Below are 24,938 nucleotides of genomic sequence, written 5' to 3'. Positions count from 1 at the left end.
CGGTGGAAAACCGGCGCCGCGCCTCGCATCCAAGCCCATTTGCGGCGCCTCGGCTACGAAATTTGCGAGAGATGGCGGCTAGTAAGGAGCGCCGGGAGTGGTTCCCCCCATCCCACCCATGTAGGCACCCGCTGCGCCCGCCTGCTGCCAGGACGGAGGCCGATTCCACGGGAGGTCGGAGGTCTGTTTCGCCTGTTTCGCCGCCTGTTTTTGTGCCGGCGTCTGCTTATCAGAGGAAGCGCATGCTCCGAGCATGAGCGCACCCGTGATCAGAATGAGTCCAAACTTGGCTTTTGTCATCATCTCCCCTAATTTCTTGCACTCCAGGGTAAACGATCCATCCCTGTTTCGCGCTGGCACAGCTTCCCGAACTGCCCAGCCCGCTTTCCCTTTATTAAAATTGTCACAATCCCAAGATCAGTTCAACACATCATCGCCGGGCTGAAGTCCTCCGGGATTGGCTCCACCCTCCACGTCGGCCACCGCCGTATTCGCCTCGGTGGAGACGATTTTTACCTTACCAACCGGCTGGCCGCCTCGATAGACGTTGAGCAGGCCATTTTCCACCAAGCCGTCCTTTTCGCCCACATTCAAGACGACGAAATTCCAATTGCGGTTGACCGATACGACCTTGCCTCGAATTCCCGACCTCATCGATACCGCTCGAGCGGTCGACGGGGAGAGTTCGCGCATCCGCCCAAGTTCCGAAGTCAGCTTGGCCAGATTTTCTTCCAACGCCTGCTTCTCCTTGAGCAGGCTTTCCACCTTGGCGGTTGCCGCTTCGCTTTGCGTCTTCTCCGATTCCAACTTGCTTCCCAATTCTTCGATTTCCGCCTTTTCCTGCTGCGCCCGTTGCTCGGCGTCCTTGGCGCGCTTCTCCGCCTCCTCGATGCGGCTGTCGCCGCTGCCCGCCTGGTTCTCCGCTTGAGCCAGCTTTTCGGTCGCCTCGGCCATCTTGGCGCGCGTCTCCTCCCACTTTTTCTGGGTCTCCGCCGCCAGAACCTTGCTCTCTTCCGCCTGTTCGGTCACGGCCTTGAGCTGGGCGGCTGTTTTCTCAAACTCCCGACGATAGCCGTTCCGCTGATTGGCCACCAAAAAACCGAGGACTGCCGTCGCCAAACTACCAATCAACGCAATACCCAAAAAGAACTTGATCACCAGGGTTCCTCCGTCTCCATTCGCTCGCGACTGCCGCGCCCTTTTTACCCCTCCCTCTCTAAAAATCCATCGGAAACCATCTTCGTGCGCCTTCTTGGGGGACTCATTCCGAATGCCCGTGTCCCATTTCGGGTGAAAACTCCAAGAGACTCTGCTGCAGGCTGGGAGGGAGCGGAAGGGAAACGGAGACCGGCCCCGTACTTCCCGCACGGTAGACCGTGAAGCCGAGCGCCTGACTTTCGCCGGATTTTCGGCCGAGATTGGCTCTGCGATAGACTTCCAGGAACTCGTCGAGCGTTCCCATGAAGGGCTGCCCGCCGATGGTAATAATCCGATCCCCCGGCTGAAAGCCTCCGCGCTCCCCCTTTTCGCCCGACTGAACGGCAAGGATGGCGATCCGTCCGTCGACGGCTGCCAGCAAAAGGCCGGAGGGCAGGCTCACCGGCTCATCGTAGATCTTCTCCTCGCCCGCTCTCTGAAACATCAGCCGCAGATCGGCTCCGTTCAACACCTCGAGCGCCTGAAGAAACGTCGTCTTGGAAGGCCAGACCGTGTGGGTGAACTTTCTCAAGGCTCGCTCCGCCGGGGTTTCGCTCAGCGGATCGGGCGTCGACTTCCGCGAGTAAGCCGCCTCTTTGTGCTCTTTATTCTGCTGCGCTTCCTCCACTTTCTCCTCGAGCTCGGGCTTCACGTAGAGGGTCCGAAGCGTATCTTTAGGCTGAACGACGATCAGCTCGTTGATGGCCACAGGGTACTGAAAATGGACACCGCCGGGGCCATCCTCCACGGGGAAAACGGTGATGATGGGGGGATTGGTCACAAGCGGACCTTCCTCCGCCCGAGCGGTGGCAGGAAGCCCGCTCCAGCCAAGAAGCACGAGCGAGGCGGACCAAGCCAAGCCCCAGAACCGCCTTCCCTTCGGTCGATTCATTGGGGTAGCCTCTCCACACGGGAAGCCTGCTCCAGCCACCGCGCCACGCAGGCCTCAAGCGGCTCTCCCTTTCCTTCCCAGCCCCGGATTTCAAGCGCTTTTTCCCGGGATTTGTCCCCGCGCACGAGCACGACCTGGGATCTCCGCGTGCCGAACACCTTGGCAAACAACCGCAGGAGTTCCTCGTTCGCCCGCCCTTCGGATGCCGGCGCTTGCAGCCGCACCCGCACCACTCCATCGGCGAATCCTGCGATTTCGGTTTTCCGAGCGTTGGGAACCACTCGGACGACAAGACGGTTCGGATTCGGAAGGGACGCTTCGGTCCGGCCGGTTCCCTTCTTCCTCATCGTAGCGCTCCCCATCTTTCTCCCGACCGGCTTTCCGCCTGGCGAAAGGCCTGGCGCAGCCGGCTCACGATTTCCTTGGGCAAGGGACCCCGCCTGGCAGCCTCCATGTTATCGTAGAGGTGCTCGAAACAGGCGCTCCCGACCAAGGCAACATGAACTCCAGGCTGCGCAAGCGTAAAACGGAGGGCCGCTTCGGCCCAGCCCATCTCCGTCGCCCCCCATTCGGCGAGTTTGATTCCCATTGCTTGGAAGCGATCGACATAGGGCCGTACGTACTCGCGATAGGCGGGATGGACCTTTACCAACGGCCGCCAGGCTCCGTTGGCCAGCGCGCGCTTGGCCAGCACGCCGATCCGGGCCTCCCGCGCCACGGGTAGAACCGCTTCGATATTCTCCTGATCACAGAGATTGATGCTTGTCTCGATGACCGACACTTCGGCCAGCCGGCAGGCAAATTCCGCGGTTTCGCCATCTCCCGAGTAGCCGATGAACCGGACCTTGCCCGCCTCCTGCGCGCTCCGCAAGGCGCCCAGAGCTTCGCCGCGTTCGAGTTCCGGACGGTCGCAGGAGTGGAGAAGCATGACATCGATATGATCGGTTCGCAATCGCCGCAGCGAGCGGTCGATCGAGTCGCTGATGCTTTTCTCCGTCCAGTCCGCCGGGCTCGTTTCCCCCTCTTCCACCCAGCCGCACTTCGAGATGAGCACGCACCGTCGCCGCCGCGGACCCAGAGCATTGCCGATCCGCTCCTCGGAGGTTTCATAACCCGCCGCAGTGTCGATCACGTTGATCCCGTGATCGATGGCGAAGTGGAGCAGTTCGGTGGCCGCACGCTGATCCATTCCGGTAAAGCCGATCTCGGCGGCGCCCAAGCCCAGCGGGGAGACCAGCAATCCGGTTTTCCCAAGAGGCTGTAATTGCATTCGCGTCGGCAATTTATAATAAGGGGAGAGCGGTGGCGATTCGGATCTTTCGGTGAACCGCCCGTCTCACAAAGTTCGTATTCGAGGCGCGGGCCGATGAGCTGCAGAAAGTTTTCTTCCGCTTCCTGGGCTTGCACGCATGCCGGCTTCCGCCGATAAGGTGGAAATTGGTCTATCTTCTATGCGCGTAACGATTGAAAAGGATTTCCGCTTCGAGGCGGCCCAGCAACTGCCCGGGTTTCCGGAAGGCCACAAGTGCCGCCGACTGCACGGCCACAGTTTCGAGGTGCGTGTGGCGATCGAGGGCGAGGTCGATCCCGCAACCGGCATTCTCTACGATCATGCCCGAATCTCCCGGGCCGTCGAACCCTTGCTGACAGAGTTGGATCATCGCTTTCTCAACGAGATTCCAGGCCTCGAAAATCCCACCATCGAATCGATGGCTCACTGGTTTTGGGAGAGGCTCGTCCCCCTGCTCCCGGGGCTTGCCCAGATCACCATTTGTGAAACACCGCGGGTCCGCTGCCTCTATCGCGGCCCCACTTCCTCTCCCGCCCGCTCATGAGCGACAACGAAGAAACAAGCGAGTTGCTCCGCCTTCGCCGAGAAAAGCTGGCCGCGTGGCGCAGCCGCGGCATCGATCCGTTCGGCGGCGCCTTCCCCGACACGACACCAATCGCCGAGATCCTGAGGGATTTCGCCGACGGACGAAAAGCCCGGCTCGCGGGTCGGCTCCTCTCCATCCGGGAAATGGGCAAGAGCCTCTTCGCACACGTCCAGGACGCAAGCGGCAAGATGCAGATCTACGCCAACCTGCAATCGGTGGGGGACCGGTTCGCCGATCTGAAGCTCCTCGACTTAGGCGACATCGTCGGATTGGAAGGCGACTGCTTTCAGACGAAGACCGGTGAGAAGACCTTGCGGGTCCGCCATTTCGATCTTCTTTCCAAGTCCCTTCGGCCGCTCCCCTCGCAGTGGCATGGCCTCCACGACGTGGAGGCTCGCTACCGGCAGCGCTATCTCGATCTCATCGCCAATCCCGAAGTCCAGGAGATCTTCCGCAAGCGGATCCGGATTGTCCGCGAGATTCGCCGCTACCTCGAGGAGCGCGGGTTCCTCGAGGTGGAAACCCCGATGATGCAACCGATTCCCGGCGGAGCGGCAGCCACGCCCTTTTCCACCTTCCACGAGGCTCTGGGCATCCCGCTCTACCTCCGGATCGCCCCGGAGCTCTACCTCAAGCGGCTCCTGGTGGGAGGCTTCGAGCGCATCTTCGAACTCAACCGAAACTTTCGGAACGAGGGCCTCTCCCGCAAGCACAATCCGGAGTTCACGATGCTCGAGGCCTACTGGGCGTATGCAGACTTTCCGCGGATGGCGGAGCTTCTCGAATCCCTCATCTGCCATCTCGCCGAGAAGATCTGCGGAGGACTTCATCTTTCTGCGGCCGCCGGCCCCTTTCCCTCGATCGATCTGACTCCTCCGTGGCCACGCAAGAGGTTTGCCGATTGCCTGCGGGAAGCGACCGGGAAGGACTGGTTCTCCCTCCCTCCCGAGGAGCGACGTAGGCTCGCCGAAGAATTGGGCGTCGAGCTTCTGCCGAATGCCGAAGAGATCGACGTGACCCGGCACGTTTTCGAGAAGCTTGTCGAGGCCCGCACCGCCGGCCCCCTTTTCGTCACGCATCTTCCCATGGAACTGGTGCCGCTCGCCCGGCAAAACCGGGAGGACGCCTCCGTGGTCGACGTCTTCGAACTCATCATCGGCGGGCAAGAGATCGCTCCCGGCTATAGCGAGCTCAACGATCCGATCGTCCAGCGGGAGCGGCTCGAGCATCAGGCGGGAGAAGAGAGACAGAAGCTCGACGAGGAGTTCCTCATGGCTCTCGAGCACGGGATGCCCCCAGCCGGAGGCTTGGGCATGGGGATCGATCGACTGGTGATGCTTCTCACCGGAAGCGAATCGATTCGCGACGTGATCTTCTTTCCGCTCCTCCGCCCTAAGGAGACGTCTTGAGACGTCTTAGCCGGCGGATGCCGGCCCACGGCGTCCGACGCGAAATAGCGGTTCCCAAGCTCTCATTTGTTTTGTAGAGTTTACGATAGGTTCGTTGGGGGTTTAGCTCAGTTGGTAGAGCGTCTCGTTCGCAATGAGAAGGTCGGGGGTTCGAATCCCCCAACCTCCACAGCTTCCGCGCCGAAGGAAATCCGAAGGATTCCCTGGACTGCCTTGCGGAGAATGCCTCGGACGGGTGACGCTCTGCAGGAGTTTTTCTGAACATCGCTTCTCTGCTGGAACGCGTGGAGATCCTCTTTGGAGACATTACCCGTCTTCCGGTCGACGCGGTCGTCAATGCGGCCAATGTGAGCCTCCTGGGCGGAGGAGGAGTCGATGGAGCACTCCATCGTGCCGCCGGTCCCGAACTCCTCGAAGAATGCCGCGCGCTCGGCGGCTGTCCCGTAGGCAAAGCCAAGGTTACCAAGGGCTATCGCCTTCCGGCCAAATGGGTGATCCATGTAGTGGGGCCTTTTTGGCAGGGCGGCGAGCAAGGGGAGGATGCTCTCCTGGCGGGCTGCTACCGCGAAGCCCTCGGCCTCGCAGCCGCTCTTCCCGCCCGCTCTGTCGCCTTTCCCGCAATCAGCACGGGGGCCTATCGTTTCCCCGCCGACCGGGCGGCCGTCATCGCCCTAAGAGAGATCGCGGCCTTTCTCTCCGGCAACTTGCTTCCGGAAAAGGTCTTTCTGGTCTGTTTCCGCGACGAGACCCTGGTTGCCTGTCGAAGGGCCTTTGCTGTTCTTGGCGCAGACAGGTAGCGCGGAGAAAGTCCGCCCGAAGGGAATGGCCTGGAGCCTAGGGGATTCGAACCCCTGACCTCCTCAATGCCATTGAGGCGCTCTACCAACTGAGCTAAGACCCCGGCTAGGAATCCCATCCCTGCCACCGTTCCCGCCGCCTGTCAAGGGAAAGCCGGCTGCCCCGAGGGGCGTCGACATTCGCCTTGCGATCAGCGATGGGAAGGCTTGGCGGCCTTTTCCAAAAGCAAAAGTTCTTCTCTGGCCTCCGGATCCCCCTGCCCGGCCGCTTTTTCGAGCCATGCCTCGGCCTCTTCCCGGTTGGCCTTAACCCCCTCTCCGGATCGGTAGAGGCGCCCGAGCTCGCGTTCCGAAGCCACATCTCCCATCTCCGCCGCCTTCCGATACCAGTGCGCCGCTTCCTGAGGGTCTCGTGGGATTCCCTTCCCCTCCTCGTAGAGATGCGCCAAGTGCCGGGCCGCCGGAGGATAGCCATGGTCGGCCGCCTTCCGATACCAGTCCGCCGACACCTTGGCATCCTGCGGCACCCCCTGCCCGGTTTCGTAGGAAGCCCCTAAGTTGTCTTGCGCCTCGAGCTCTCCCTGCGCAGCCGCCTTTTGCCACCAGGAAGCGGCTTGCGCTGGATCCCGCGGCACGCCCTTCCCCTCGGCATAGAGCACCGCAAGATCCGACTGTGCAAAGGGATCTCCCGCCTCTGCGGCCTTCCGGAGCCAGAAGGCTGCCTGTCCATAATCCTGGGGCACTCCATCGCCCTTGACGTAGGCGACACCGAGGCGGAACTGGGAGGGACCATACCCCTGCTCGGCCGCCTTCCGATACCAGGAAGCGGCCGCGGCCGGATCGACTCCGGTTCCCCTGCCCTTGGCATACATGCGTCCCAAGCTGTGCTGTGCCTCCGGCTGGCCCGCCTCCGCCGCTTTGCGATACCAACGGGCCGCCTGTTCATCGTTCTGTTCCACGCCAAGTCCGTGCGCATAAAGGACGCCAAGGCTCCATGCACCCAGAGGGTCGCCTCGTTCAGCCGCCTGTCTGCTCCAGTCAAACGCCTGATGGAAATCGCGCTCCACGCCTTGACCCACCGTATAAAGCAGTCCGAGGGCGGCCTGGGCGGGCGCCGACCCATTCCGTGCGGCCTTTCTGTACCATTCCACGGCCCTTTTCGCGTCCGGCTTCACCCCCAGGCCCTCCAGATAAGCGGCAGCCAATCGATATTGCGCATCCGCATCTCCGCGCTGCGCCGCCCGCTCCAACCTTTGCCAACCTTCGGAGGTGATCCCCCGATCTCTCGTTGGAGAGCCGGCGGTTGCCTGGACCGCATCGACGTAGGAAAGAATGAAGACGGAGCCAGTGACCCAAAAGGCGAGAAGCCGTCGGAGAGCCAGAGGCCGCGACAACAGGGTCATCTGGAAGAAGAAGGAGAAGTTCCCAAAGAAAAGAACCGCCGCTCTCGCCGGCTCACGACTCGACCAAGAGCGCTTCCTGAATGCGCAGACTGCTGCGGCGGAGCAGCTTTTCGGTCATCTCCCAGGATATGCAGGGGTCCGTCACGGAGACCCCGTAGCGAAGCTGCGTGAGATCTTCGGGAATCTTCTGGCTCCCTTCGATAAGGTAGCTTTCGAGCATCGCTCCAAGGATCGCCGTGGTTCCACGCATCCGCTGCTCGAGGATGTTCCCCAGCACGGCTTCCTGCACGGCCGGCCGTTTTGCCGAGTTCGCATGGCTGCAATCGACAATGAGCCGCTCGGGCAACTCCGCTTTGAGAAGCCGCATGCAAGCTTCCTGGATGCTCTCCGGGTCATAGTTGCTCCGCTTGTGCCCGCCCCGCAAGACCAGATGTCCCCAAGGGTTCCCGGAGGTCCGGATCACGCTGGTGAACCCTTCCTGGTCGATCCCGACAAAGCTGTGCGGTCGCAGTGCGGCACCCAGAGCGTCGACGGCGATCTGAAGCGAGCCGTCGGTTCCATTCTTGAAGCCGACCGGCATCGAGAGCCCGCTCGCCATCTCCCGATGGAGCTGGGATTCGGTGGTCCGAGCCCCGATAGCCGCCCAACTGACCAGATCATCGATGTACTGGGGCGTGATCGAATCGAGGAACTCGCTTGCGGTCGGTAGCCCTAATTCATTGATCTGAAGAAGGAGTTTCCTGGCCAGCCGCAAGCCTTCCTGGATGTTGCATGAGCCGTCGAGAAAAGGATCGTTGATGAGTCCCTTCCAACCGATCATCGTCCTCGGCTTTTCGAAATAGGCTCTCATCACCAGGAAAAGCTCCCCCTTGAGTTCGTCCTGCAAGCCGCGAAGGCAACGGGCGTAATCCAACGCCGCCACCGGGTCGTGGATCGAGCAAGGACCGACGATCACGAGAAAGCGCTTGTCTTCTCCGGACAAGATCCGCTGAATGGCGGCGCGGCTCTCGTAGACGGTCTGGCTCGCCGCGGCGCTCAAGGGAAGACTCTCCTTGAGGAGACGCGGAGCGACCAGCCGCTCGACGGAGCGGACGCGCAGGTCCTGTATAGGCAACATAGGTGTCCGAGAGACTACTTCCGGACCGTTGGGAAAGCAACCGCTTCTGCCTGCCTTGCGTGCGGCGCTGGAAAGGCCGATGACGAAGCGGGGCGTGACGTCATCCTGTCCAAGGCTCTTCGATGGGGGATAGGGAGTGGCAGCTCTGACAGCTCCTCCCGAGAAACCCATCTTCCCTCCCTACTCTCTTTTTCTCGCCACTCGGCCCGGAACACGACGAGGTGGACGCGGTATCGGGTAATGGAATAGGAAAGGCGGCAGGCTTCTCCCAGATTGGTCATCCGGACAGTATCGAGCATCGGCAACCGCCAAAACCCGCGGTATCGCCCCTGGAGTGAAGGCTCCAGCCAAGTTCGGTCGCCCTGGACGATCAGAGCGGCGGACTCCTCGCAACGCGTCGGAGAGCGTTTCCGCGTCAAGGAGATCCGCCCACCACGGCTCCGGCAGAGGTCTGACACCGGACAGCGCGGACAATCGGCCGTCCGCGGCATGCAGACGGTACGACCGATCTCCATCAGGGCCGAATTGTGGGCCGCGCAATCCCGGGGAACGGGCAGGAGGGCTTCGGCAATCTCCCAGAGGTGATCGGCCCGCGTCTCCTCCGGCAAGGCAAAGAGACGATGAAAGACGCGACGGACATTCCCATCGACAACGGGCGATCGCTTCCCGAAAGCGAGGCTCGCGATGGCCCCCGCCGTGTAACGACCGACTCCCGGAAGGCGCTCGAGATCTTCCGCCCGCGAAGGGAGCCGGCCTCCCTGTTCCGCCACCAGAAGCTGCGCAGTCCGGTGCAGGTTTCGTGCCCGGGCGTAATAGCCGAGCCCTTCCCAGGAGCGGAGCACCTCCGCTTCCGAAGCTTTCGCCAAGGCCGCTAAATCCGGAAAGCGCTCCATCCAGCGGTTGTAGTAGGCAACGACCGCCGCAACGCGTGTCTGCTGCAGCATGAGCTCGGATACGAGAACCGAATAGGGATTCGGCGATCGCCGCCACGGGAGATCCGCCGCATGCGCGCGATACCAGACGAGCAGCCGCCGTCCCAACTCTTGACGAAATTTCCTCTCGATCCTCATTGGGATCCGCTAGGCTTTCCCTGTGCACTTCCTTCTGAGCCGTATGCTCTGCCGATCCAAGGACTTTTTCTCTCCGGGCACCTCTTCGGGCGATCGCGGATCCTTCCCTCTCGACCCTCCCTCTTCCCCACGCTCCACTTTTTCCTTTTCCCTGCTCCCGGCGCAGATCGAGGAGCTTCGGGAACGCCTGCGAGAAAAAGGATTTGAGATGAGAGCTCTCGAGCATGGCTTCTTCGACGGTCGAGGGTCATCGGTGATCGTTCGCGCCTATCGTAGCGGGAAAGTCCTTGTCCAAGGGAGCGGTGCCGCGGATTTTGTGGAAATGTTTTTGGAGCCGGAGATCCTGCGGGAAGCGCGAATCGGTTACGAAGAAGGGTTGCATCCGGAGGAGTGCGTTGCGCACGCCGGCTCGGACGAATGCGGAAAGGGAGACTTTTTTGGGCCTCTGATCGTCGCAGCGGCCTACGTCGATCCGGAAATCGGCCGCGTCCTCCGCCGCCTCGGAGTCCGGGATAGCAAGGAAGTCAAGAGCGATCTGCGCGCCATTCGTCTTAGCGAGGAGATCCGTAAAGCGGTCCGCGGCCTCTACTCGTTGGTGGTGCTTGGACCCGCCAAGTATAATGAACTCTACTGCCGTTTCGGCAACCTCAACCGGCTGCTCGCCTGGGCTCATGCCACCGCACTTGCCGAGCTCCTGCGCAAGGTTCCCTCGTGTCCGCGAGCCCTGGTCGACCAGTTCGCCAAAGCTCCCGTTCTCGAGCGTGCGCTCGAGCAGCAAGGGCTTTCTCTTCCCGTGGACCAGAGGCCGCGAGCGGAATCCGACATCGCCGTGGCTGCCGCCTCGCTTCTGGCTCGAGGAGAGTTTCTCCGTCGGCTTGCCCTTCTCGGCAAGGAAGCCGGAATGACGCTCCCCAAGGGGGCCTCTTCCCCTGTCCTGGAAGCCGCTCGCGAACTGGTACGCCGGCAAGGTGCCGAAAGACTCCGCGCTCTGGCCAAGGTGCACTTCCGTACGTTTGCGCAAGCGGCGGGAGCGGCCGGCCTCCCTCTCGGGCAGACCGGAATTGCCGGAGGTTCTGCCACCGTGGCTGCCACTCCCTCTTCTTGCGTCGCTCCCTCCAACGGGTATGATGAAGGATATCGGCTTGAAACGAAAGGCTCGGCAAGGAAGCCCTCACAAGAGGCTTGACAATGTGCACGCCTCTTACCTTGCTCCCCTTACGGGAGAATCGGATTCAAGAGTGATTGGCTTCTTCCTGGGAAGTGCAAGCAAGACGATGTTGCGTATGCGGGGATTGCTGCTCGTGGAATTCACCTGATCCCGGAGTAGGCTCCGCGGGAGATCGATTGTGGGTATGTTGCGCCTTATGGAAGGGCATGTGTCGCTCAAGGGGTCCTGGAAACAGGGGGGACTGCTCCTCGTCGTCGCACTCTTAGGAGTTGCGCTCGGATTGGGGATTCGCGAGTTTTTGCTCCCCTCGCCCAAGCCCGTCCCTCCGCCGCCCGCCGCCTCGGAGCCTCTGATTCCCCGCGCCATCCCGATCCCACACGGCGTGGAATCGCACACCACCGCCGGTGGGCTGCTGCAAGAGATCAATCGGGAATACGTGGACGTCCTTTCGCGGATTCTTCCCAGTGTTGTGAACATCTTCACCGCGCGACCCGTCAGCGCCGATGCCGGAGAGACGGTCCCCTCCACGGACTCGGACACCCGGAACTCCCGGCGCGCACCCACGGACGAGGAAACCTCCCTCGGATCCGGAGTCATCCTGAGCCCGCAGGGGCACATCTTGACCAACGCTCACCTGGTCAAGAACGCTCGGGAGATCCGTGTGCAGCTCTTCGACGGCCGGCGCTATCAGGCCAAGCTCCTTGGACTGGACGAGCCGGCCGATGTCGCTGTACTCAAAGTGGAAGCCAAGGGACTTGTGCCCGCTCTTTGGGGGGACTCCGACCGGCTCGAGGTGGGCGAGCAGGTTTTCGCCGTCGGCAACCCGTTTGGCCTCAGCGGCTCGGTCAGCCGCGGCATCGTCAGCGCCAAAGGCCGCAATCCGAATCTTTCCTCCTCGGGCTTCGAGAACTACATCCAGACCGATGCCGCTATCAACCCGGGAAATTCCGGTGGCGCCCTGATTAACGTGGAAGGATTTCTGGTGGGCATCAACACCGCCATCTATTCGCGGAGCGGCGGATCGAACGGCATCGGCTTCGCCATCCCGAGCAAGCTGGCTCGTTTTGCCTACGAGAGTCTCGTCGCGCGCGGGAAAGTCGTTCGCGGATTTCTGGGCGTTGAGGCCCAAGAGGTGGATGAAGACATGCAGCAGGCCTTCAACTTGCCGGATACCTCCGGGGCGCTCGTCACCCGGGTCGAGCCGAATTCTCCGGCGGCCAAGGCGGGGATCCGTCGCGGAGACGTGATTGTCCGGTATCACGGAATGAATGTGCGCGATCCCGCGGAGCTACGGCTCTATGTTTCCGAAACGTCGGCTTCCGCCGAGATCCCGATCATCTTCTATCGGGACGGACGGTCTCTCACGGTGCAAGCCCAAATCATGGAACAGCCGGAGCAAGGAAGCCGCACCGAGGAAGGCGCCCGGTGGCAAGTCGTACGAACCGGGGAGCTCGACAACGCCTTCGCCGGCCTGCAGATCGTCAACCTGGACGACAGCTTGCGTGCACAGCTGGGGCTTCAGCCCCATGCCGCCGGGGTATATATCGTCGACGTCGAGGAAGGAGCTCCTTCTCTGGATCTCCTTCAACCCGGAGACGTAATCGAGGAGATCCGCAAGGTCGGCAAGCCCTCGGACAAGATCCGCAATATCGGAGATCTCCTCCGGATCGCCGCAGGGGAGCATGGCAAGGAGCCGGTGCTTTTCTACATCCGCAGAGGCGGCGCGCAAACTTTTGTGCTCGTTCGACCGTAAAAGGTGTTTTTTCGGCTTGAGCAAAAGTCCCTAAGGCTGTTTTTCTTAAGAAAACGGAATTTACGTCCGAACTGAGATTCGGCAGAGTCAAGATCATGGCATACTGGCCTGGAGATGGCCGGGGAGAACCGGTTTTTCGATTACAGAATCGTCCGGTCTACCTGACTGATATCTTCATCGCATTTCACTGTCTTTCGTTCGTCGTCGGTGTCTTGTCGGTCGCGACTTACCGGCTTTCCTGGTTCCAAGAGCTGTCTTTAAGCCCGCAGGCGGTGCTTTCCCAAGGCAAGGTCTGGCAGATCTTCACCTATGCATGGGTTCATTCCCCCTCGCTCTGGTTTGCCCTCTGGATGCTGATGTTCTTCTGGTTCGGGCGCGAAGTGGAGTTTGCTCTCGGGCTGAAGAAGTATTTTTTCCTCTATTTCTCGCTCATCCTGGCTCCGGCGATTTGCGCAGTCCTCTTCAGCCTGATCGACTCGAGCGGAGGAACGTTCTACGGTCCGGATGAGGCTCACATGGCGATCTTCGTCGCCTTCGCCGCCTTATCGCCCGCCGCAGAGCTCATCTTCGGCATCACCGCGAAGTGGTACGCCATCGTTCTGCTGGTTCTCTATGTCCTCATCGACATTTCGGCCCACGCTTGGACCCCGTTGCTCATGTTGAGCGTGGCTTCCGGGATCGCTTACCTCTCTGTTCGCATGCCGGAGGTCTCCTGGCTGCGTTTCTGGGAACGGGACTGGAGAAGGCGACCTCGCTCCTTCGCTTCTCCCCGCACGCCGGGTCAACAGAAGGGGACGAAAGCACCGGCCGAGTCGATCGATGCGATTCTCGACAAGATTTCCCGGAACGGCATCGGCAGCCTGACCAAGTCGGAGCGAGAAGCATTGGAGCGCGCACGCAAGGCTCTTCTCCGGAAGGAAGAGCGGAAATAGCGCAAGGCGCGGTTCCGACAAAACGGAAGGGCCGCTTTCCCCTTGCGCTCCGGCTCCGCTTAGCGGAGAGTTCCCGGTCGTCAGATGACAAAGATCCTTGTGATCGACATCGGCGGGCGTAACGTAAAGCTGCTGGCTACCGGTCAAAAGGAGCCTCGAAAGATCCCTTCGGGACCCTCCTTCACTCCGCAAGATCTGGTCGATCGTCTTCCCGAGGCTGTGGCCGGTTGGTCTTTCGAGGCGATTTCGATCGGCTATCCTGGACCGGTGGCCGGAGGGAGACCCGCCGCAGAGCCGCGCAACCTGGGTTCCGGTTGGCTCGGGTTCGACTTTGCGTAAGCTCTCGGGACCCCGGTAAAGCTGGTGAATGATGCAGCGATGCAAGCCTGGGGTAGCTATGCCGGGGGACGGATGCTCTTCCTCGGCTTAGGGACCGGGCTGGGTACCGCCCTCATCCTCGACGGTCTTCTGCATCCTCTGGAAGCAAGCCATCTTCCCTACAAGAAAGGGTTGACCTACGAGGAGGTCCTGGGCGATGCGGGTCTTTCGCGTTTGGGAAAAAAGCGGTGGCGCACGGAAGTCCGATGCGTCGTCGACCTCTACCGGGCAGCCTTTCAAGTGGACTACCTCGTGATCGGCGGAGGCAATCGCAAGCACCTCAAGTCGTTCCCCCCGTACGTCCGCTTGGGGGACAACTCGTTTGCCTTTTCCGGGGGCTTCCGCCTTTGGGAGGAGGACGAGCATGGAAGGAAGCTGCATGCGGCTCCGGTTCCCGCCTCCGATTCGGGCGAGCCCTCCGCGAGCTCTCGCCCACCCTCCTGCGAAACACTCTCCCCGGAAGATCCTGCTTCCTCCTTGGAATAGGGTAGTCGCCGATCCCCCGTCCAAGGCCGCCATGCAGCTGCAGCAGGCATGATGGGACCGAGGAGAGCGAAAACCGAGCAGACTGCGATGGGAGTTCTTTTTCTCGACTTGGATGCCTTCTTCGTCTCGGTCGAGCTTTTGCGCCGCCCCGCCCTGCAGAACAAACCCGTGATTGTTGCGGTCGGTCATCCCGGAGGACGGGGAGTCGTCTCGACGGCAAGCTATCCCGCCCGCCGCTTTGGGATTCGCAGCGGCATGCCGCTGCGGCGTGCCATCGCCCTCTGCCCGCCTCTGGTCATTCTTCCAGCCCGCCATCACCTCTACACAGCCTATTCGGAGAAGGTGCGGCAACTGCTGCACGCCCGTTTCCGCAAGGTGGAAGCTCTCTCGATCGACGAAGCTTGCGCTGAACTACCGGAAGGCACAGATCCGGAAAAGATCGCTCACTCGGTCCAGGACGAGGTGGCGCGAGATCTCGGGCTCTCCTGCACCGTCGCCATCGCCGCGAACAAGCTCGTTGCCAAGGTCGCCTGCGACACGGTGAAGCCGCACGGAACGATCGTGGTTCCCCAGGGTGCGGAAGAGGCATTCCTTTCGCCGCTTCCGGTGGTGGAGCTCCCCGGCGTCGGCCCGAAAACCCATGCGCGCCTGCTGGAGATGGGCATCCGGAAGATCGGCGAGTTGGCCGCCCGGCCTCGGGAGATGCTGGTTCGAGAGTTCGGGAAGCATGGCGCTTACCTCTGGGAATCCGCTCACGGCCTCGACACGACACCCGTTCAGCCGGAGTGGGAGCCCAAGTCGATCCACCGCGAAACCACTTTTGAACGGGACCTCGCCGATTTTGCCGTCTTCCGCCATACTCTGGAGGAGTTCAGTCGTGAGGTCGCCGAAGAACTCCAAGGGGATCACCTGCTGGCGAAGACCGTCACGGTGAAGCTCCGCTACGGAAATTTCGAAACCCTCTCCCGCCAGATGACCTTGTCCATCGCCACGGCTGACGCAAAGGAGATTGCCGACTGCGCCGTCCGGCTGCTCCAGTCGGCGTGGCGGGGGCAGAGACCGCTCCGGCTGGTCGGCCTGGCGGTGCACGAACTGGTTCGACTTTGGCCCAAGGGAGCTTCCGAATCCGGGGATCTCTGGCAGGGTGAGGGGAGAGCGGGTCTGCAAAGGTTGTAAAGCTGCCTTGCCGGCGATAGAATGAGGGTTGTTGTGCCCCGAAACCGTTGGCGCTTCTTTCCGATCTCGTCGGCTTGCCGCCTGCTCGCAAACGGCAAGGGGGCAACTCTGCGCCGATTATCGACATCCCGATGGGCATCGATGAACCGGTGGTCTTGAGGCGCGGGAGAACTCTCTCTCAGGGGAGGATGGAGAGGTGGCCGTCATGACCAGAGCGGAGGCAATCCGAAGACACGGCCGGTTGGTCGAGGAGATCCGAAAGCACGACTACGCCTACTACGTAGAAGCCAAGCCTCTCATCTCCGACGCGGAGTACGACGCGCTCTACGACGAGCTCCGCGACCTGGAACGGCGCTATCCGGATTTGGTCACCCCGGATTCGCCGACACAGCGGGTCGGAGGGGCTCCCCTACCCGGGTTTTCTCCGGTCGCCCATCGGGTTCCCATGCAGAGCCTCGATAACACTTACTCCGTCGCAGAGCTTTTCGCCTTTGTCGATCGTGTCGAGCGCACGCTGGCGAAGGAAACGCCCAGTTATGTGGTGGAGCCGAAGATCGACGGAGTTTCGATCAGCGTCGTCTATCGAAAAGGCGCCTTTGTTCAGGGAGCCACCCGCGGCGACGGACAGACCGGAGACGATATCACCGCCAATCTCCGGACGATTCGGGCCCTCCCCCTTCGCCTAGCACTGCGGCATCCGCCGGAACTCCTTGAGGTACGCGGGGAAGCCTATCTCCCCACAAAGGTCTTCGAGGATCTCAACAAGGACCGAGAGGCTCGGGGTGAGCCACTGTTTGCCAATCCGCGAAACGCCACCGCCGGATCGCTCAAGCAGCTCGATCCTCGCATCGTGGCGCACCGCCCGCTTTCCGTCATCTTCTATGGAACGGGCGATCCGAAGGGTATCGGCTGCGAATCTCAGGATCGTTGGCTTCGTTTCTTGGCCGAGGCCGGCTTGCCCTCGCCTTCCCGCTATTGGCTCTGCCGAGACAAGGAAGATTTGGCCGGCGCCATTGCCGCACTCGACGATTTCCGGAAGGGACTGCCCTACGCTACGGACGGAGCGGTCGTGAAGGTGAATGAATGGCGCTTTTACGGGCTCTTGGGATCGACGGCCAAGGCTCCGCGCTGGGCAATCGCGTACAAGTATGGCGCGGAGCGCGCGCGGACACGCCTCCTCCGCGTCGTCTTCCAGGTGGGGAGAACGGGTGTCGTCACTCCGGTTGCCGAGATGGAGCCCGTCTTTCTCGCCGGCTCCACCGTGAGCCGGGCCACCCTTCATAATTTCGACGAGGTGAGACGGAAGGGGATCAAGATCGGGGACTGGATTGAGATCGAGAAGGCGGGTGAAGTCATTCCGGCCGTCGTCGAGGTCGATCGGTCGGCTCGGACCGGCGAGGAGAAGGAAATCGTGCCGCCGGAGCAGTGTCCCGCGTGTGCCACTCCCCTCCGATGGGACGGGATTTTTCTTCGCTGCCCCAATCCACAGTGTCCCGGGCGACTCAAGGGCTTGATCCGCCACTTCGCCCGTCGCAACGCCATGGACATCGAGGGGTTGGGCGAATCCCTCGTGAACCAGCTAGTGGACGGGGGGCTGATCCGGGACGTGGCCGACCTCTACCATCTCACGCTCACCAATCTGCTTCCGCTCGAACGAATGGGGGAAAAGTCGGCGGCAAATCTCCTTTCGGCGATCGAAGGAAGCAAGAGCCGAGGTCTAGCGCGGCTGCTCTTCGGCCTAGGGATTCTCCACGTCGGCGAAACGGCTGCGGAGGCGCTCGCATCTCACTTTGGGACGATCGATCGACTTTGGAACGCTTCGCCGGAGGAGGTCGAGAGAATCCCAAGCGTCGGCCCGATCATCGGCCAGAGCGTGACCGACTATTTCCGAGATGCTTTCAACCGCCAACGCGTCGATCGGCTCCGGCAAGCGGGCGTATCGATGAAAGCAAAGCGTCTGCCGGGAGAGAGAAGGATCCTGCAAGGGAAGACTTTCGTGATCACGGGAACTCTTTCCAAGCCCAGGGAGGAGATTGCCGAAAGAATCCGCGAGTCCGGAGGCAAGATCACGGAGAGCGTCTCCCGGAAGACGAGCTTTCTGGTGCTGGGGAGCGAGCCCGGCTCTAAGCTCAAGCAAGCAAGGAGGCTCGGGGTGCCGGAGATTTCGGAAAACGAACTGGAGAGGCTTCTGGAGGGAGGAACCAATGACGACAAGACGTCCTGATTCGGTCAGCATCCGGCCATTCGTCCGCCGAATCCGGCTTCTCTGCCTTTGCTCCTGCCTCTCTCTCTGCTTGACCGGGAATGGAAGGCTTCTGGCACAGGAAGAGACGCCGGAGATCATCCGTCAGCAGGACGAGGAGGAGGCCAAGCGCAAGGTCCTCCGGGCCTCGGACACGCTCGATCAGATCGAGGGGACGGTCGAGGGACACACCCGGGAGCTTCAGCACCTGCAGCAGGAGCTCTCTCAATTAAAAGAGGAGCTTCGGAACCTTCACGGACGGCTTTCGCAACCCTCGGCCTCGGCTCCGGCCTCCATGTCGGCGCCCGAAAAGGAGACAGCCGACAGGAAGCCGACCCAAGCCCCTTCCGGCCCATCGGAACCAGGACTCGCCGGCGAGGGTCCGCACACGAAGGTCGTAGCCGGCTATTACTACAAGGTGCAAGCCGGCGACACCGTCTCCGCCATCGCCGAGGCCTATCGGCAAAGCGGGGTTCCGGTGACCGCCGAACAGATCCGCACGGCCAACGGCCTTTCCCGGCGGGAAAGCCTGCGTCCAGGCCAAAAGATCTTTGTCCCGAAGGGAACGGCCAAACCGAAGGGAACCGTCAAAAAAAAGCATACTTCGAGCACTCCGCCCGCGCCGACCTCCCCCTGAACTCGCTTTGCGGCCGATCGGGAACTTTCCTGGTTGCTCCACGGCCCTCCCCTGTGGAAACTAAAAAGATGCCATCGTTCGATATCGTTTCGGAAGTAGATGAGCAGGAGGTGGCGAATGCGCTCAATCAAGCGCGCAAGGAAGTGGCCAACCGCTTCGACCTCAAGGGGGCGGGTGCCGAAATCGACTACGAGCGCCCTACCCTCCATTTACGAGCAAACGACGCCTTCAAGCTCTCGGTGATCCGAGAGATCCTGTTGGGAAAGCTGGCCCGCCGCAACGTGAGTCTGAAGAATATCGAAATCAAGCCTCCTTCGGTTTCTTCGACGGGAAAGGCTTCCCAGGAACTCGTCGTAAAGCAGGGTCTCGACTCTGAGGCCGCCCGCGTTCTCACCCGGGCCGTCCGGGAAACGGGGCTGAAGGTCCAAGCACAAATCCAAGGGGAGGAGGTCCGCGTCACGGGGAAGAACCGAGATGACCTCCAGCAAGTCATTGCCGCGTTGCGCGCCAAGGACTTCCCCCACGCGCTCTCCTTTCAAAACTTCCGGGATTAGCCGCTAACGGGAACGGGGAGAAGCTCTTCTTTTCGGACGAGGTCCGATTAGCCATCTTTCCCCCACGACGCGGAGCCCTTCCAAGGTCAAATTCGGCCGCACGCCGCAAACTTCAGGCAATCCTCGCACCACCAGAGCCGCATGACCTCCGGTCGCTACGGCGGTCAATTGCTCCACGCCCAGTTCCTTGCGAATTCCCTGGAGCAGGCCGCGGATCATTCCGCGATACCCGTGGATGGCACCGACGCAAATGGCTTCGACCGTGCTCCGGCCGAAACCGCGCTTCGGCTCTCTCAGACGCACTTTCGGCAACAGTGCGGTTCGCTCGTGCAGATAGCTGGTCATCAGGTCGAGCCCGGGAGCGATCACTCCTCCGCAGAAGGCGCCCGAGGCATCCACGACATCGAAGTTGGTCGCAGTCCCGAAATCAATGACGACGATCGGAGGCTGCCAGAAGTGTAGGGCGGCAGCCGCATTGGCCAGCCGATCCGCCCCGATCTCCGCCGGATTCGGATAGTCGATGGGGAAGCCGAGCGGTGCCCGTCCATGGACAAGAAAGAGAGCCTTGGCAAAAACCGGGGAAAACCGGCTGGTGCGGGAGGGAACTACGCTCCCCAGGACAAGCGGCACCGACGGGTAGTGAGCGGCAAGGGAAAGAACGAATGGCTCGTCGAGCTCCGCAGTCGCCTTCCGTTGAAGCTCGCAAAGCTGGCCCTTCCGGACGGCTGCAATTTTGGTAAAGGAATTACTGACGTCAACGACGAGAAAATCAGCCGGCAAGCTTTTTCCCATCTCCGTTCTCCTCGAGAAGGACGAGCGTGAGCCGCTTTACCTGCGCAACCGGCTCCCCACGGACGGAGACTTTGCCCGCAAAAGTCGCCACTCGTCCCAAGGTCCGCAGAACGACGACTTCCAGCGCCAGCCGATCTCCCGGACAGGTCTTTCGAAAGAAGCGGGCGCCGTCGGACGAAGCGAAGAGGATCTCCCCCGAAACCTTCTTGTCCCCGATAGCCCGAAGCCAAAGACAGCCTGCCTGGCCTAGAGCTTCGAAGACGATGGCGGCGGGAGTGGTCGGATTTCCCGGGAAGTGACCGCGAAAAAAGTCTTCCTCTCCTCGGAGCAGATAGCTCGCCTGCACGCCCCGCTCCTCGACAACGGCCTCGTCCAAAAAGAGGAAGGGCGGCTTTTGCGGCAGGAGCCTCTCGATCTGGTCGCTGGAGAAAGTCCTCGTCGCGGCTTCGCTTGCCAAAGCCGCCTGCAAAAGACCTCTATCTCCCATTCCCCCGTCTTTTCCCGCTCTCGCCTTGCGAGCTGCTATCGTTTCGCCACGACAAACCGCGTCATCCCATGCGACCAGACTTGCAGAAGCAGATCGCCCTGGCTCGATTTCACCGCATCCAGAGCCTCGCGGACCGCGTGCACCGCACGATGGTTCACTTGAAGAATGACATCACCCGGTTGTAATTGGTTCCGACCGGGCCGCGCGGCCGGCGCCTCTTGGTCGACGCTGGTCACTAAGACCCCTTGGACTTCCGCCGGAACCTCCAACTGTTGCCGAGCCGCGCTGTTGAGATCGGCAATCTCCACTCCGGGAAGAAACGTCCCCTGCTCCGAGCTTCCGGGAACGCCGCTGCTCGCGACCGGCTCGCTCGGCCGTTCCTTCAGAACAGTTTGTACGGTCATTTCCTTGCCATCGCGCCATATCTTTAAGGAGACCTTCGAGCCGGGAGGCGTCTCCGACACCGCCAAGCGGAAGACTCGGGGATCGACCACCTTCTGCCCGTTGTATCCGATGATCACATCCCCGTCCTTGACGCCGGCCTGAGCGGCGGGCGCGTTCGGAGTCACCTGCTCGACCAGAGCGCCGATCGGCTCGGGCAGCTTAAAGGCTCGTGCCAGCTCCGGGGTGACTTCCGAAATCGTTACGCCGAGAAATCCGCGAATCACTCTTCCGTGGGTTACGAGCTCCTGCATGGCGTAGCGGGCCATGTTCGAAGGAACGGCGAACCCGATGCCGAGATTGCCGACACGCCCGGGACTCACGATCGCCGTATTAATCCCAACCAGCCGACCCTCGACATCGACCAGGGCCCCTCCCGAATTCCCGGGGTTGATCGCCGCATCGGTTTGAATGAAATCCTCGTATTCTTCGATGCCGACATCTTTCCGTCCCTTGCCACTCACGATCCCCATCGTCACGGTCTGACTCAAGGCGAAGGGGTTACCCACCGCCAGGACGATGTCGCCCACCTCGACCTTGTCACTATCCGCGAACACAGCCGCCGGCAGATCGTTCGCCTCGATCTTGACGAGCGCGATGTCGCTGTAGGGATCTTTCCCGATCACCTTGGCGGCATACTCCTTCTTCGCTTCGCCCACCAAGACCTTGATCTCTTCGGCAACCTCCACCACATGGTTGTTCGTCAGGATGTACCCGTCGGGGGAAACGATCACCCCGGAGCCGAGCCCGCTCTGACGGCGAGAGCGGGGCTGCGGCGAGGGAGGCTGCCGCCTTCCTCCTTGATCTTCCCCTTCCGGCGGTCCGAAAAAGCGGCGCAACGGAGGCTCGTTAAAGAAGGGAGGAAAAGGGAAAGGCCAGCCTTCCGGAGCCTTCACCCGCTGAGTGGTCGTGATCTGCACGACACTCGGGACCACTTTTTTCACGATCGGCGCGAAGCTGGCCAGGAGGCCTGCTCCCTGCCGGGGAAGCGCCGAGTCGTCGACTTGGATCGAGAATGAGGTCTCTTTGGCTTGTTTCGGTGGGCTCGCTAACGAAACCGACTGAACGGTCGCAGACGAGGGGACCGGAAAGGAGAAAAGGCAATAGGCAAATGCGGCCAGGCTCGTGCCCGCTGCCGAAAAGAATTTCATGCGTGGATGGATGCGTTGGTTTTGAGCAATCTTCGGATTTATCGGCTGAAGTTGAACGGAAACCTGCGCTCCTTTCAAGCGATAAAGCAGTCGAACTCTGCAGCAACGCACAGGAACGAGACTTTCCCAAGCAGTTGGGCCTTGACAGAATGGCTAGGGTCGCGCCCACTAACGCTTAATCGTGAGCAAACAGTGGAACAAGTTCGAAAAGCGGAAACGCCGTAAGGCTTATCTCAACCGGAAACGAGAGAAATCTGCGATCGCTCAGGCCGCGCCGGGAAGAAAATGAGATGAAGACCAAGGCCACTATCGTCCGGGAGCGTTCCACCGCCCCGACGCTGGTTGTCGATGGTCACAGCGTAATTTTCGCATGGAAGGAGTTGCGAGAGCTTCACGCGCGCGCACCCAGGCAGGCTCGCGAGTTTCTTGCTGGACAGCTTCAGCAGATGCACGACTCGGGAGCATGGTCGGTGATCGTCGTTTTCGACGGACGTTTCGGTTTCCGGCGGGATCGAATCGAATCTTCGTCCGGCGAAATGGTGATCGCCTATTCCCCTCCCGACTGCACGGCAGACTCGATGATCGAAGCCTTTATTGCCCAGCGGGCGGATCGAGAGCGGGTGACGGCGGTTACCGCAGATCAGGCGGAGAGGCGCTCCATCGAAGCGATGGGTGCCTGGTGCTCCTCGCCCGAATGGCTCGCCTCCGAGTTGGCACAACTACAAGGGAATCTTGGAGAAACCCTGAGTCGAGTTCATCGAAGGGCCCGATGGTAAGCGCGCCTTCTCGGCGAGTCTGTGTTTCCCCCGCGAGAGGACAGATCACGGACCTTCGACTCCGCAGACCTCTCTTCCGACAACATTGAGGGCCGTTGCTCATGCGCATCTTGTCCGGCATTCAACCCAGCGGGTATCTTCATCTGGGAAACTTCTTCGGCATGATGCAACGGGGAATCCGGTGGCAGGAAAAAGGAGAAGCCTTCTTCTTCATCGCCGATTTCCATGCCCTGACGACCGTGGGTGACCCGGAGGCCTTGCGCCGGAACATCCGGGAAGCGGCGCTTGCCTTCCTCGCCTGCGGGCTCGATCCGAAGCGGACGGTCTTCTTCCGACAGAGTGCCGTGCCGGAAGTCATGGAGCTCACGTGGCTCCTGTCCACAGTGACTCCGGTTGGTCTCCTGGAAAGATGCCACAGCTACAAGGATAAGCTGGCCAAGGGAATCGCTCCGACCCATGCTCTTTTCGCCTATCCGGTCCTCATGGCCGCCGACATCTTGCTCTACCGGGCCGACATCGTTCCCGTCGGGATCGACCAGAAGCAGCATCTGGAAGTGGCTCGCGATCTGGCCGTGAAGTTCAATCAAGCCTTCGGACCCGTGTTTGTCCTTCCCAAGGAAGACATCGAGGAAGGCGTGGCCACGATTCCAGGGATAGACGGGCAAAAAATGTCGAAGTCCTACGGGAACACGCTGGAACTCTTCGGAGATCGCGAAGAATTCCGAAGGAGGGTGATGGCCATTCGCACCGACTCCACCCCTGTCGGAGAGCCGAAGCCGGTCGCCGGCTCGGTGCTGGTCTCCCTCTATCGACTAGTCAGCGAGCCGCAGGAACTGGAGGAATTCGTCTCTTCCATGCGGCGAGGAGGAGTCGGTTACGCGACTCTCAAGAAGGAGCTTCTCGCCAAGCTCGAGCGTTTTTTGGCTCCCTTCCGCGAACGGTATGAGGAGCTGAAAGCAAAACCGCACGTGGTGGATGAGATTTTGGAGCAAGGCGCTCGCTCGGCTCGTGCAGCGGCCGCTCCCACATGGGAATCGGCACGGCGGGCCGTTGGTCTGCTCTAGCAGAGTGCTAACCGGCATGTCTCACAAGCGATCTCCTGCGGCTTGCGAAATGGGCCTCGGGTACGAACTTTGTGAGACATGCCGGCTAAATGAACGCCGGAACCAAGACCGGGAGATGATCGCCATGGAGCATCCGGGCGCAACCGAAGCGGGTCGCCGGGCTGCTGGAACCAGCGGAAGATCCCCCGAGCTTTAAAGAGATCGGCAGGTTGATTCGACCACATCGAAAACGATCGCATGGATTCAGACGCCACTTCCCTTGGGGAGATTGATCGGCTGCGTCGAAGGCTCGACGAGATGGATCGCCAACTTCTCGCGCTCCTCAACCAGAGGATGGAGGTGGCGAAACGGATCGGTGAGCGAAAACGCCGAGAATCCCAACTCATTTTCGACCCCATCCGCGAAGAAACCGTGATCCGGGATCTAGTCAAGCAGGATGCCGGCTCTCTCTCCCCTTTAGGGATTCGAGCGATCTTCCAGGAGATCTTTTCCCTCTCACGTGCCCAGCAGGGCGTCCTCCGGATCGGCTGTTGCGGAGGAGCCGCCGGTCTGCTCGCCGCCCATCTCCGTTTCGGCTCCTCGGACGAATATCGCATGATTCGTTCCGCGGAGGAAGGCAAGCGGCTGCTGGTGGAGGAATCCATCGATATTCTGGTCCTCCCCAAGCAACGGCTGCTCGATTGGTCTCACTGGTTCACGGGCAAGCCTGATGGCCATTTGCCCGTGACCGTCTGCGGCGAGAGCGATCTACCCGACCTGCTCGCAAACCACCGGATGGGCCGGTACTCCCGTTTCTATATCATCCGCCTGGGAACGGAGCCGATCCGACCGCAAGAGGGTTCCCAAAGCCTAAAGGCTGTCTTTCTCCTGTCCGGCTGCTCGCGCGAGGCAACGGACCCGTGGCAGCACCGCTTCGGCGGCTGTTGGGCCCAAACGACTCCCTGCGCCGGGGGCGAAGAGCCGCCGGATGCGGGCGCGCTCGTTCGCCTCTGGGAAGTGTTCGATCCGCCTCCTGTCGAGATGCTGCAGGAGGGCTGCCGCGAGATCTATGGAGATTCCGCTTGGATCGTGCTTCTAGGGACTTACCCTGTGTCGTCAGGCAGCCGCTTATGAGTACGCGATCCGACAAGGGGGATCCT

The 24,938-nt window shown here is 61.3% G+C and carries 26 protein-coding genes and 2 tRNA genes; 16 read left to right on the top strand and 12 right to left on the bottom strand.

Annotated elements, in window-relative coordinates; all coding sequences use genetic code 11:
• Positions 1-78: 78 nt before the first annotated feature.
• The 5 genes from MAMT_RS11480 to MAMT_RS10420 form a co-directional block, all read right to left on the bottom strand.
• Positions 79-303: a hypothetical protein gene (locus MAMT_RS11480; RefSeq protein WP_178087080.1), complete on the bottom strand. Its 225-nt coding sequence runs from the start codon at positions 301-303 to the stop codon at positions 79-81.
• Positions 304-417: 114 nt separating this feature from the next.
• Complete coding sequence (locus MAMT_RS10435; protein ID WP_142660969.1) at positions 418-1,158, bottom strand: hypothetical protein; 741 nt, start codon at positions 1,156-1,158, stop codon at positions 418-420.
• A 103-nt stretch (positions 1,159-1,261) separates the two neighbouring features.
• On the bottom strand, positions 1,262-2,089 hold the full coding sequence (locus tag MAMT_RS10430; RefSeq protein WP_142660968.1) for a PDZ domain-containing protein: 828 nt from the start codon (positions 2,087-2,089) through the stop codon (positions 1,262-1,264).
• On the bottom strand, positions 2,086-2,436 hold the full coding sequence (locus MAMT_RS10425; RefSeq protein ID WP_142660967.1) for a DUF167 domain-containing protein: 351 nt from the start codon (positions 2,434-2,436) through the stop codon (positions 2,086-2,088). The genes MAMT_RS10430 and MAMT_RS10425 overlap by 4 nt, the downstream gene beginning before the upstream one ends.
• Complete coding sequence (locus MAMT_RS10420) at positions 2,433-3,359, bottom strand: aldo/keto reductase (protein WP_142660966.1); 927 nt, start codon at positions 3,357-3,359, stop codon at positions 2,433-2,435. Before MAMT_RS10420 ends, MAMT_RS10425 begins: the two co-directional genes overlap by 4 nt.
• Positions 3,360-3,540: 181 nt before the next feature.
• Here MAMT_RS10420 and queD point away from each other — a divergent pair, with 181 nt between their 5' ends.
• The 4 genes from queD (at position 3,541) to MAMT_RS10400 (ending at position 6,172) form a co-directional block, all read left to right on the top strand.
• A complete protein-coding gene (queD, locus tag MAMT_RS10415) occupies positions 3,541-3,924 on the top strand; it encodes a 6-carboxytetrahydropterin synthase QueD (protein ID WP_142660965.1) in 384 nt (127 codons plus the stop codon).
• Positions 3,921-5,375 (top strand): lysine--tRNA ligase, encoded by a 1,455-nt coding sequence (gene lysS / locus MAMT_RS10410; RefSeq protein WP_178087079.1) that lies wholly within the window; start codon positions 3,921-3,923, stop codon positions 5,373-5,375. Before queD ends, lysS begins: the two co-directional genes overlap by 4 nt.
• Before the next feature lie 96 nt (positions 5,376-5,471).
• Positions 5,472-5,544 (top strand) — tRNA-Ala (locus MAMT_RS10405).
• Positions 5,545-5,650: 106 nt separating this feature from the next.
• Positions 5,651-6,172, top strand: coding sequence for an O-acetyl-ADP-ribose deacetylase (locus tag MAMT_RS10400; protein WP_142660963.1), 522 nt, complete (start codon positions 5,651-5,653; stop codon positions 6,170-6,172).
• A gap of 31 nt (positions 6,173-6,203) precedes the next feature.
• On the opposite strand, the gene MAMT_RS10395 is transcribed toward MAMT_RS10400, so the two are convergent.
• The 4 genes from MAMT_RS10395 to MAMT_RS10380 form a co-directional block, all read right to left on the bottom strand.
• A tRNA-Ala gene (locus MAMT_RS10395) sits at positions 6,204-6,276 on the bottom strand.
• Between the two features lie 87 nt (positions 6,277-6,363).
• Positions 6,364-7,575 carry an SEL1-like repeat protein gene (locus MAMT_RS10390; RefSeq protein WP_142660962.1) on the bottom strand — a complete coding sequence of 404 codons (1,212 nt, stop codon included), beginning with the start codon at positions 7,573-7,575 and terminating at the stop codon, positions 6,364-6,366.
• 52 nt (positions 7,576-7,627) lie between these two features.
• Positions 7,628-8,692, bottom strand: coding sequence for a 3-deoxy-7-phosphoheptulonate synthase (locus tag MAMT_RS10385; RefSeq protein WP_142660961.1), 1,065 nt, complete (start codon positions 8,690-8,692; stop codon positions 7,628-7,630).
• A 14-nt stretch (positions 8,693-8,706) separates the two neighbouring features.
• The gene (locus tag MAMT_RS10380) at positions 8,707-9,762 is read right to left on the bottom strand and encodes an A/G-specific adenine glycosylase (protein ID WP_142660960.1); all 1,056 of its coding nucleotides are present in this window, start codon (positions 9,760-9,762) and stop codon (positions 8,707-8,709) included.
• A gap of 43 nt (positions 9,763-9,805) precedes the next feature.
• Between MAMT_RS10380 and rnhC the strand changes: the two genes are divergently transcribed.
• From rnhC to MAMT_RS10340, 9 genes are all read left to right on the top strand, one after another.
• Positions 9,806-10,948 carry a ribonuclease HIII gene (gene rnhC / locus MAMT_RS10375; protein ID WP_142660971.1) on the top strand — a complete coding sequence of 381 codons (1,143 nt, stop codon included), beginning with the start codon at positions 9,806-9,808 and terminating at the stop codon, positions 10,946-10,948.
• 166 nt (positions 10,949-11,114) lie between these two features.
• Complete coding sequence (locus tag MAMT_RS10370) at positions 11,115-12,683, top strand: trypsin-like peptidase domain-containing protein (protein ID WP_246186653.1); 1,569 nt, start codon at positions 11,115-11,117, stop codon at positions 12,681-12,683.
• A 95-nt stretch (positions 12,684-12,778) separates the two neighbouring features.
• Positions 12,779-13,615, top strand: a complete 837-nt coding sequence (locus MAMT_RS10365; RefSeq protein WP_142660958.1) for a rhomboid family intramembrane serine protease — start codon at positions 12,779-12,781, stop codon at positions 13,613-13,615.
• An 84-nt stretch (positions 13,616-13,699) separates the two neighbouring features.
• On the top strand, positions 13,700-13,954 hold the full coding sequence (locus MAMT_RS11850) for a hypothetical protein (RefSeq protein WP_342799835.1): 255 nt from the start codon (positions 13,700-13,702) through the stop codon (positions 13,952-13,954).
• Between the two features lie 24 nt (positions 13,955-13,978).
• On the top strand, positions 13,979-14,479 hold the full coding sequence (locus MAMT_RS11845; RefSeq protein WP_342799834.1) for a hypothetical protein: 501 nt from the start codon (positions 13,979-13,981) through the stop codon (positions 14,477-14,479).
• 87 nt (positions 14,480-14,566) lie between these two features.
• Complete coding sequence (gene dinB / locus MAMT_RS10355) at positions 14,567-15,655, top strand: DNA polymerase IV (protein WP_178087078.1); 1,089 nt, start codon at positions 14,567-14,569, stop codon at positions 15,653-15,655.
• 205 nt (positions 15,656-15,860) lie between these two features.
• Positions 15,861-17,879, top strand: a complete 2,019-nt coding sequence (gene ligA, locus MAMT_RS10350; RefSeq protein WP_142660956.1) for an NAD-dependent DNA ligase LigA — start codon at positions 15,861-15,863, stop codon at positions 17,877-17,879.
• The gene (locus tag MAMT_RS10345; RefSeq protein ID WP_142660955.1) at positions 17,860-18,534 is read left to right on the top strand and encodes a LysM peptidoglycan-binding domain-containing protein; all 675 of its coding nucleotides are present in this window, start codon (positions 17,860-17,862) and stop codon (positions 18,532-18,534) included. The genes ligA and MAMT_RS10345 overlap by 20 nt, the downstream gene beginning before the upstream one ends.
• A 68-nt stretch (positions 18,535-18,602) precedes the next feature.
• Complete coding sequence (locus MAMT_RS10340) at positions 18,603-19,088, top strand: YajQ family cyclic di-GMP-binding protein (RefSeq protein ID WP_142660954.1); 486 nt, start codon at positions 18,603-18,605, stop codon at positions 19,086-19,088.
• A 3-nt stretch (positions 19,089-19,091) separates the two neighbouring features.
• Here the strand turns inward: MAMT_RS10340 and MAMT_RS10335 are convergent, their stop codons facing one another.
• The 3 genes from MAMT_RS10335 to MAMT_RS10325 are packed head-to-tail and all read right to left on the bottom strand — an operon-like array spanning position 19,092 to position 21,959.
• On the bottom strand, positions 19,092-19,880 hold the full coding sequence (locus tag MAMT_RS10335; protein WP_142660953.1) for a type III pantothenate kinase: 789 nt from the start codon (positions 19,878-19,880) through the stop codon (positions 19,092-19,094).
• Positions 19,858-20,367, bottom strand: a complete 510-nt coding sequence (locus tag MAMT_RS10330; protein WP_142660952.1) for a 3-hydroxyacyl-ACP dehydratase FabZ family protein — start codon at positions 20,365-20,367, stop codon at positions 19,858-19,860. The genes MAMT_RS10335 and MAMT_RS10330 overlap by 23 nt, the downstream gene beginning before the upstream one ends.
• Positions 20,368-20,402: 35 nt before the next feature.
• The gene (locus tag MAMT_RS10325) at positions 20,403-21,959 is read right to left on the bottom strand and encodes a Do family serine endopeptidase (protein WP_142660951.1); all 1,557 of its coding nucleotides are present in this window, start codon (positions 21,957-21,959) and stop codon (positions 20,403-20,405) included.
• A gap of 290 nt (positions 21,960-22,249) precedes the next feature.
• Between MAMT_RS10325 and MAMT_RS10320 the strand changes: the two genes are divergently transcribed.
• The 3 genes from MAMT_RS10320 to MAMT_RS10310 all read left to right on the top strand — a co-directional run bounded on the left by MAMT_RS10320 (position 22,250) and on the right by MAMT_RS10310 (position 24,912).
• Positions 22,250-22,735 (top strand): NYN domain-containing protein, encoded by a 486-nt coding sequence (locus MAMT_RS10320; RefSeq protein WP_142660950.1) that lies wholly within the window; start codon positions 22,250-22,252, stop codon positions 22,733-22,735.
• 101 nt (positions 22,736-22,836) lie between these two features.
• Complete coding sequence (gene trpS / locus MAMT_RS10315) at positions 22,837-23,799, top strand: tryptophan--tRNA ligase (RefSeq protein ID WP_142660949.1); 963 nt, start codon at positions 22,837-22,839, stop codon at positions 23,797-23,799.
• Between the two features lie 237 nt (positions 23,800-24,036).
• The gene (locus tag MAMT_RS10310) at positions 24,037-24,912 is read left to right on the top strand and encodes a chorismate mutase (protein WP_142660948.1); all 876 of its coding nucleotides are present in this window, start codon (positions 24,037-24,039) and stop codon (positions 24,910-24,912) included.
• Positions 24,913-24,938: the final 26 nt, after the last annotated feature.

It is taken from the genome of Methylacidimicrobium tartarophylax (assembly GCF_902143375.2).
Taxonomy (GTDB): Bacteria; Verrucomicrobiota; Verrucomicrobiia; order Methylacidiphilales; family Methylacidiphilaceae; genus Methylacidimicrobium; species Methylacidimicrobium tartarophylax.
Note: the sequence above shows the minus strand (reverse complement) of the source record. Positions and strands in the feature narration are given on the sequence as shown.

Excerpts from the sequence above, each read along its gene's own strand:
- MAMT_RS10390 (WP_142660962.1), bottom strand. The coding sequence starts at position 7,575 with ATGACCCTGTTGTCGCGGCCTCTGGCTCTCCGACGGCTTCTCGCCTTT.
- ligA (WP_142660956.1), top strand. The coding sequence starts at position 15,861 with ATGACCAGAGCGGAGGCAATCCGAAGACACGGCCGGTTGGTCGAGGAG.
- MAMT_RS10385 (WP_142660961.1), bottom strand. The coding sequence starts at position 8,692 with ATGTTGCCTATACAGGACCTGCGCGTCCGCTCCGTCGAGCGGCTGGTC.
- lysS (WP_178087079.1), top strand. The coding sequence starts at position 3,921 with ATGAGCGACAACGAAGAAACAAGCGAGTTGCTCCGCCTTCGCCGAGAA.
- MAMT_RS10370 (WP_246186653.1), top strand. The coding sequence starts at position 11,115 with ATGTTGCGCCTTATGGAAGGGCATGTGTCGCTCAAGGGGTCCTGGAAA.
- dinB (WP_178087078.1), top strand. The coding sequence starts at position 14,567 with ATGGGAGTTCTTTTTCTCGACTTGGATGCCTTCTTCGTCTCGGTCGAG.
- MAMT_RS10430 (WP_142660968.1), bottom strand. The coding sequence starts at position 2,089 with ATGAATCGACCGAAGGGAAGGCGGTTCTGGGGCTTGGCTTGGTCCGCC.
- MAMT_RS10320 (WP_142660950.1), top strand. The coding sequence starts at position 22,250 with ATGAAGACCAAGGCCACTATCGTCCGGGAGCGTTCCACCGCCCCGACG.
- MAMT_RS10425 (WP_142660967.1), bottom strand. The coding sequence starts at position 2,436 with ATGAGGAAGAAGGGAACCGGCCGGACCGAAGCGTCCCTTCCGAATCCG.
- MAMT_RS11480 (WP_178087080.1), bottom strand. The coding sequence starts at position 303 with ATGATGACAAAAGCCAAGTTTGGACTCATTCTGATCACGGGTGCGCTC.
- MAMT_RS10340 (WP_142660954.1), top strand. The coding sequence starts at position 18,603 with ATGCCATCGTTCGATATCGTTTCGGAAGTAGATGAGCAGGAGGTGGCG.
- trpS (WP_142660949.1), top strand. The coding sequence starts at position 22,837 with ATGCGCATCTTGTCCGGCATTCAACCCAGCGGGTATCTTCATCTGGGA.
- MAMT_RS10380 (WP_142660960.1), bottom strand. The coding sequence starts at position 9,762 with ATGAGGATCGAGAGGAAATTTCGTCAAGAGTTGGGACGGCGGCTGCTC.
- rnhC (WP_142660971.1), top strand. The coding sequence starts at position 9,806 with ATGCTCTGCCGATCCAAGGACTTTTTCTCTCCGGGCACCTCTTCGGGC.
- MAMT_RS10345 (WP_142660955.1), top strand. The coding sequence starts at position 17,860 with ATGACGACAAGACGTCCTGATTCGGTCAGCATCCGGCCATTCGTCCGC.
- MAMT_RS10330 (WP_142660952.1), bottom strand. The coding sequence starts at position 20,367 with ATGGGAGATAGAGGTCTTTTGCAGGCGGCTTTGGCAAGCGAAGCCGCG.
- MAMT_RS10365 (WP_142660958.1), top strand. The coding sequence starts at position 12,779 with ATGGCATACTGGCCTGGAGATGGCCGGGGAGAACCGGTTTTTCGATTA.
- queD (WP_142660965.1), top strand. The coding sequence starts at position 3,541 with ATGCGCGTAACGATTGAAAAGGATTTCCGCTTCGAGGCGGCCCAGCAA.
- MAMT_RS10310 (WP_142660948.1), top strand. The coding sequence starts at position 24,037 with ATGGATTCAGACGCCACTTCCCTTGGGGAGATTGATCGGCTGCGTCGA.
- MAMT_RS10325 (WP_142660951.1), bottom strand. The coding sequence starts at position 21,959 with ATGAAATTCTTTTCGGCAGCGGGCACGAGCCTGGCCGCATTTGCCTAT.
- MAMT_RS10420 (WP_142660966.1), bottom strand. The coding sequence starts at position 3,359 with ATGCAATTACAGCCTCTTGGGAAAACCGGATTGCTGGTCTCCCCGCTG.
- MAMT_RS10335 (WP_142660953.1), bottom strand. The coding sequence starts at position 19,880 with ATGGGAAAAAGCTTGCCGGCTGATTTTCTCGTCGTTGACGTCAGTAAT.
- MAMT_RS11850 (WP_342799835.1), top strand. The coding sequence starts at position 13,700 with ATGACAAAGATCCTTGTGATCGACATCGGCGGGCGTAACGTAAAGCTG.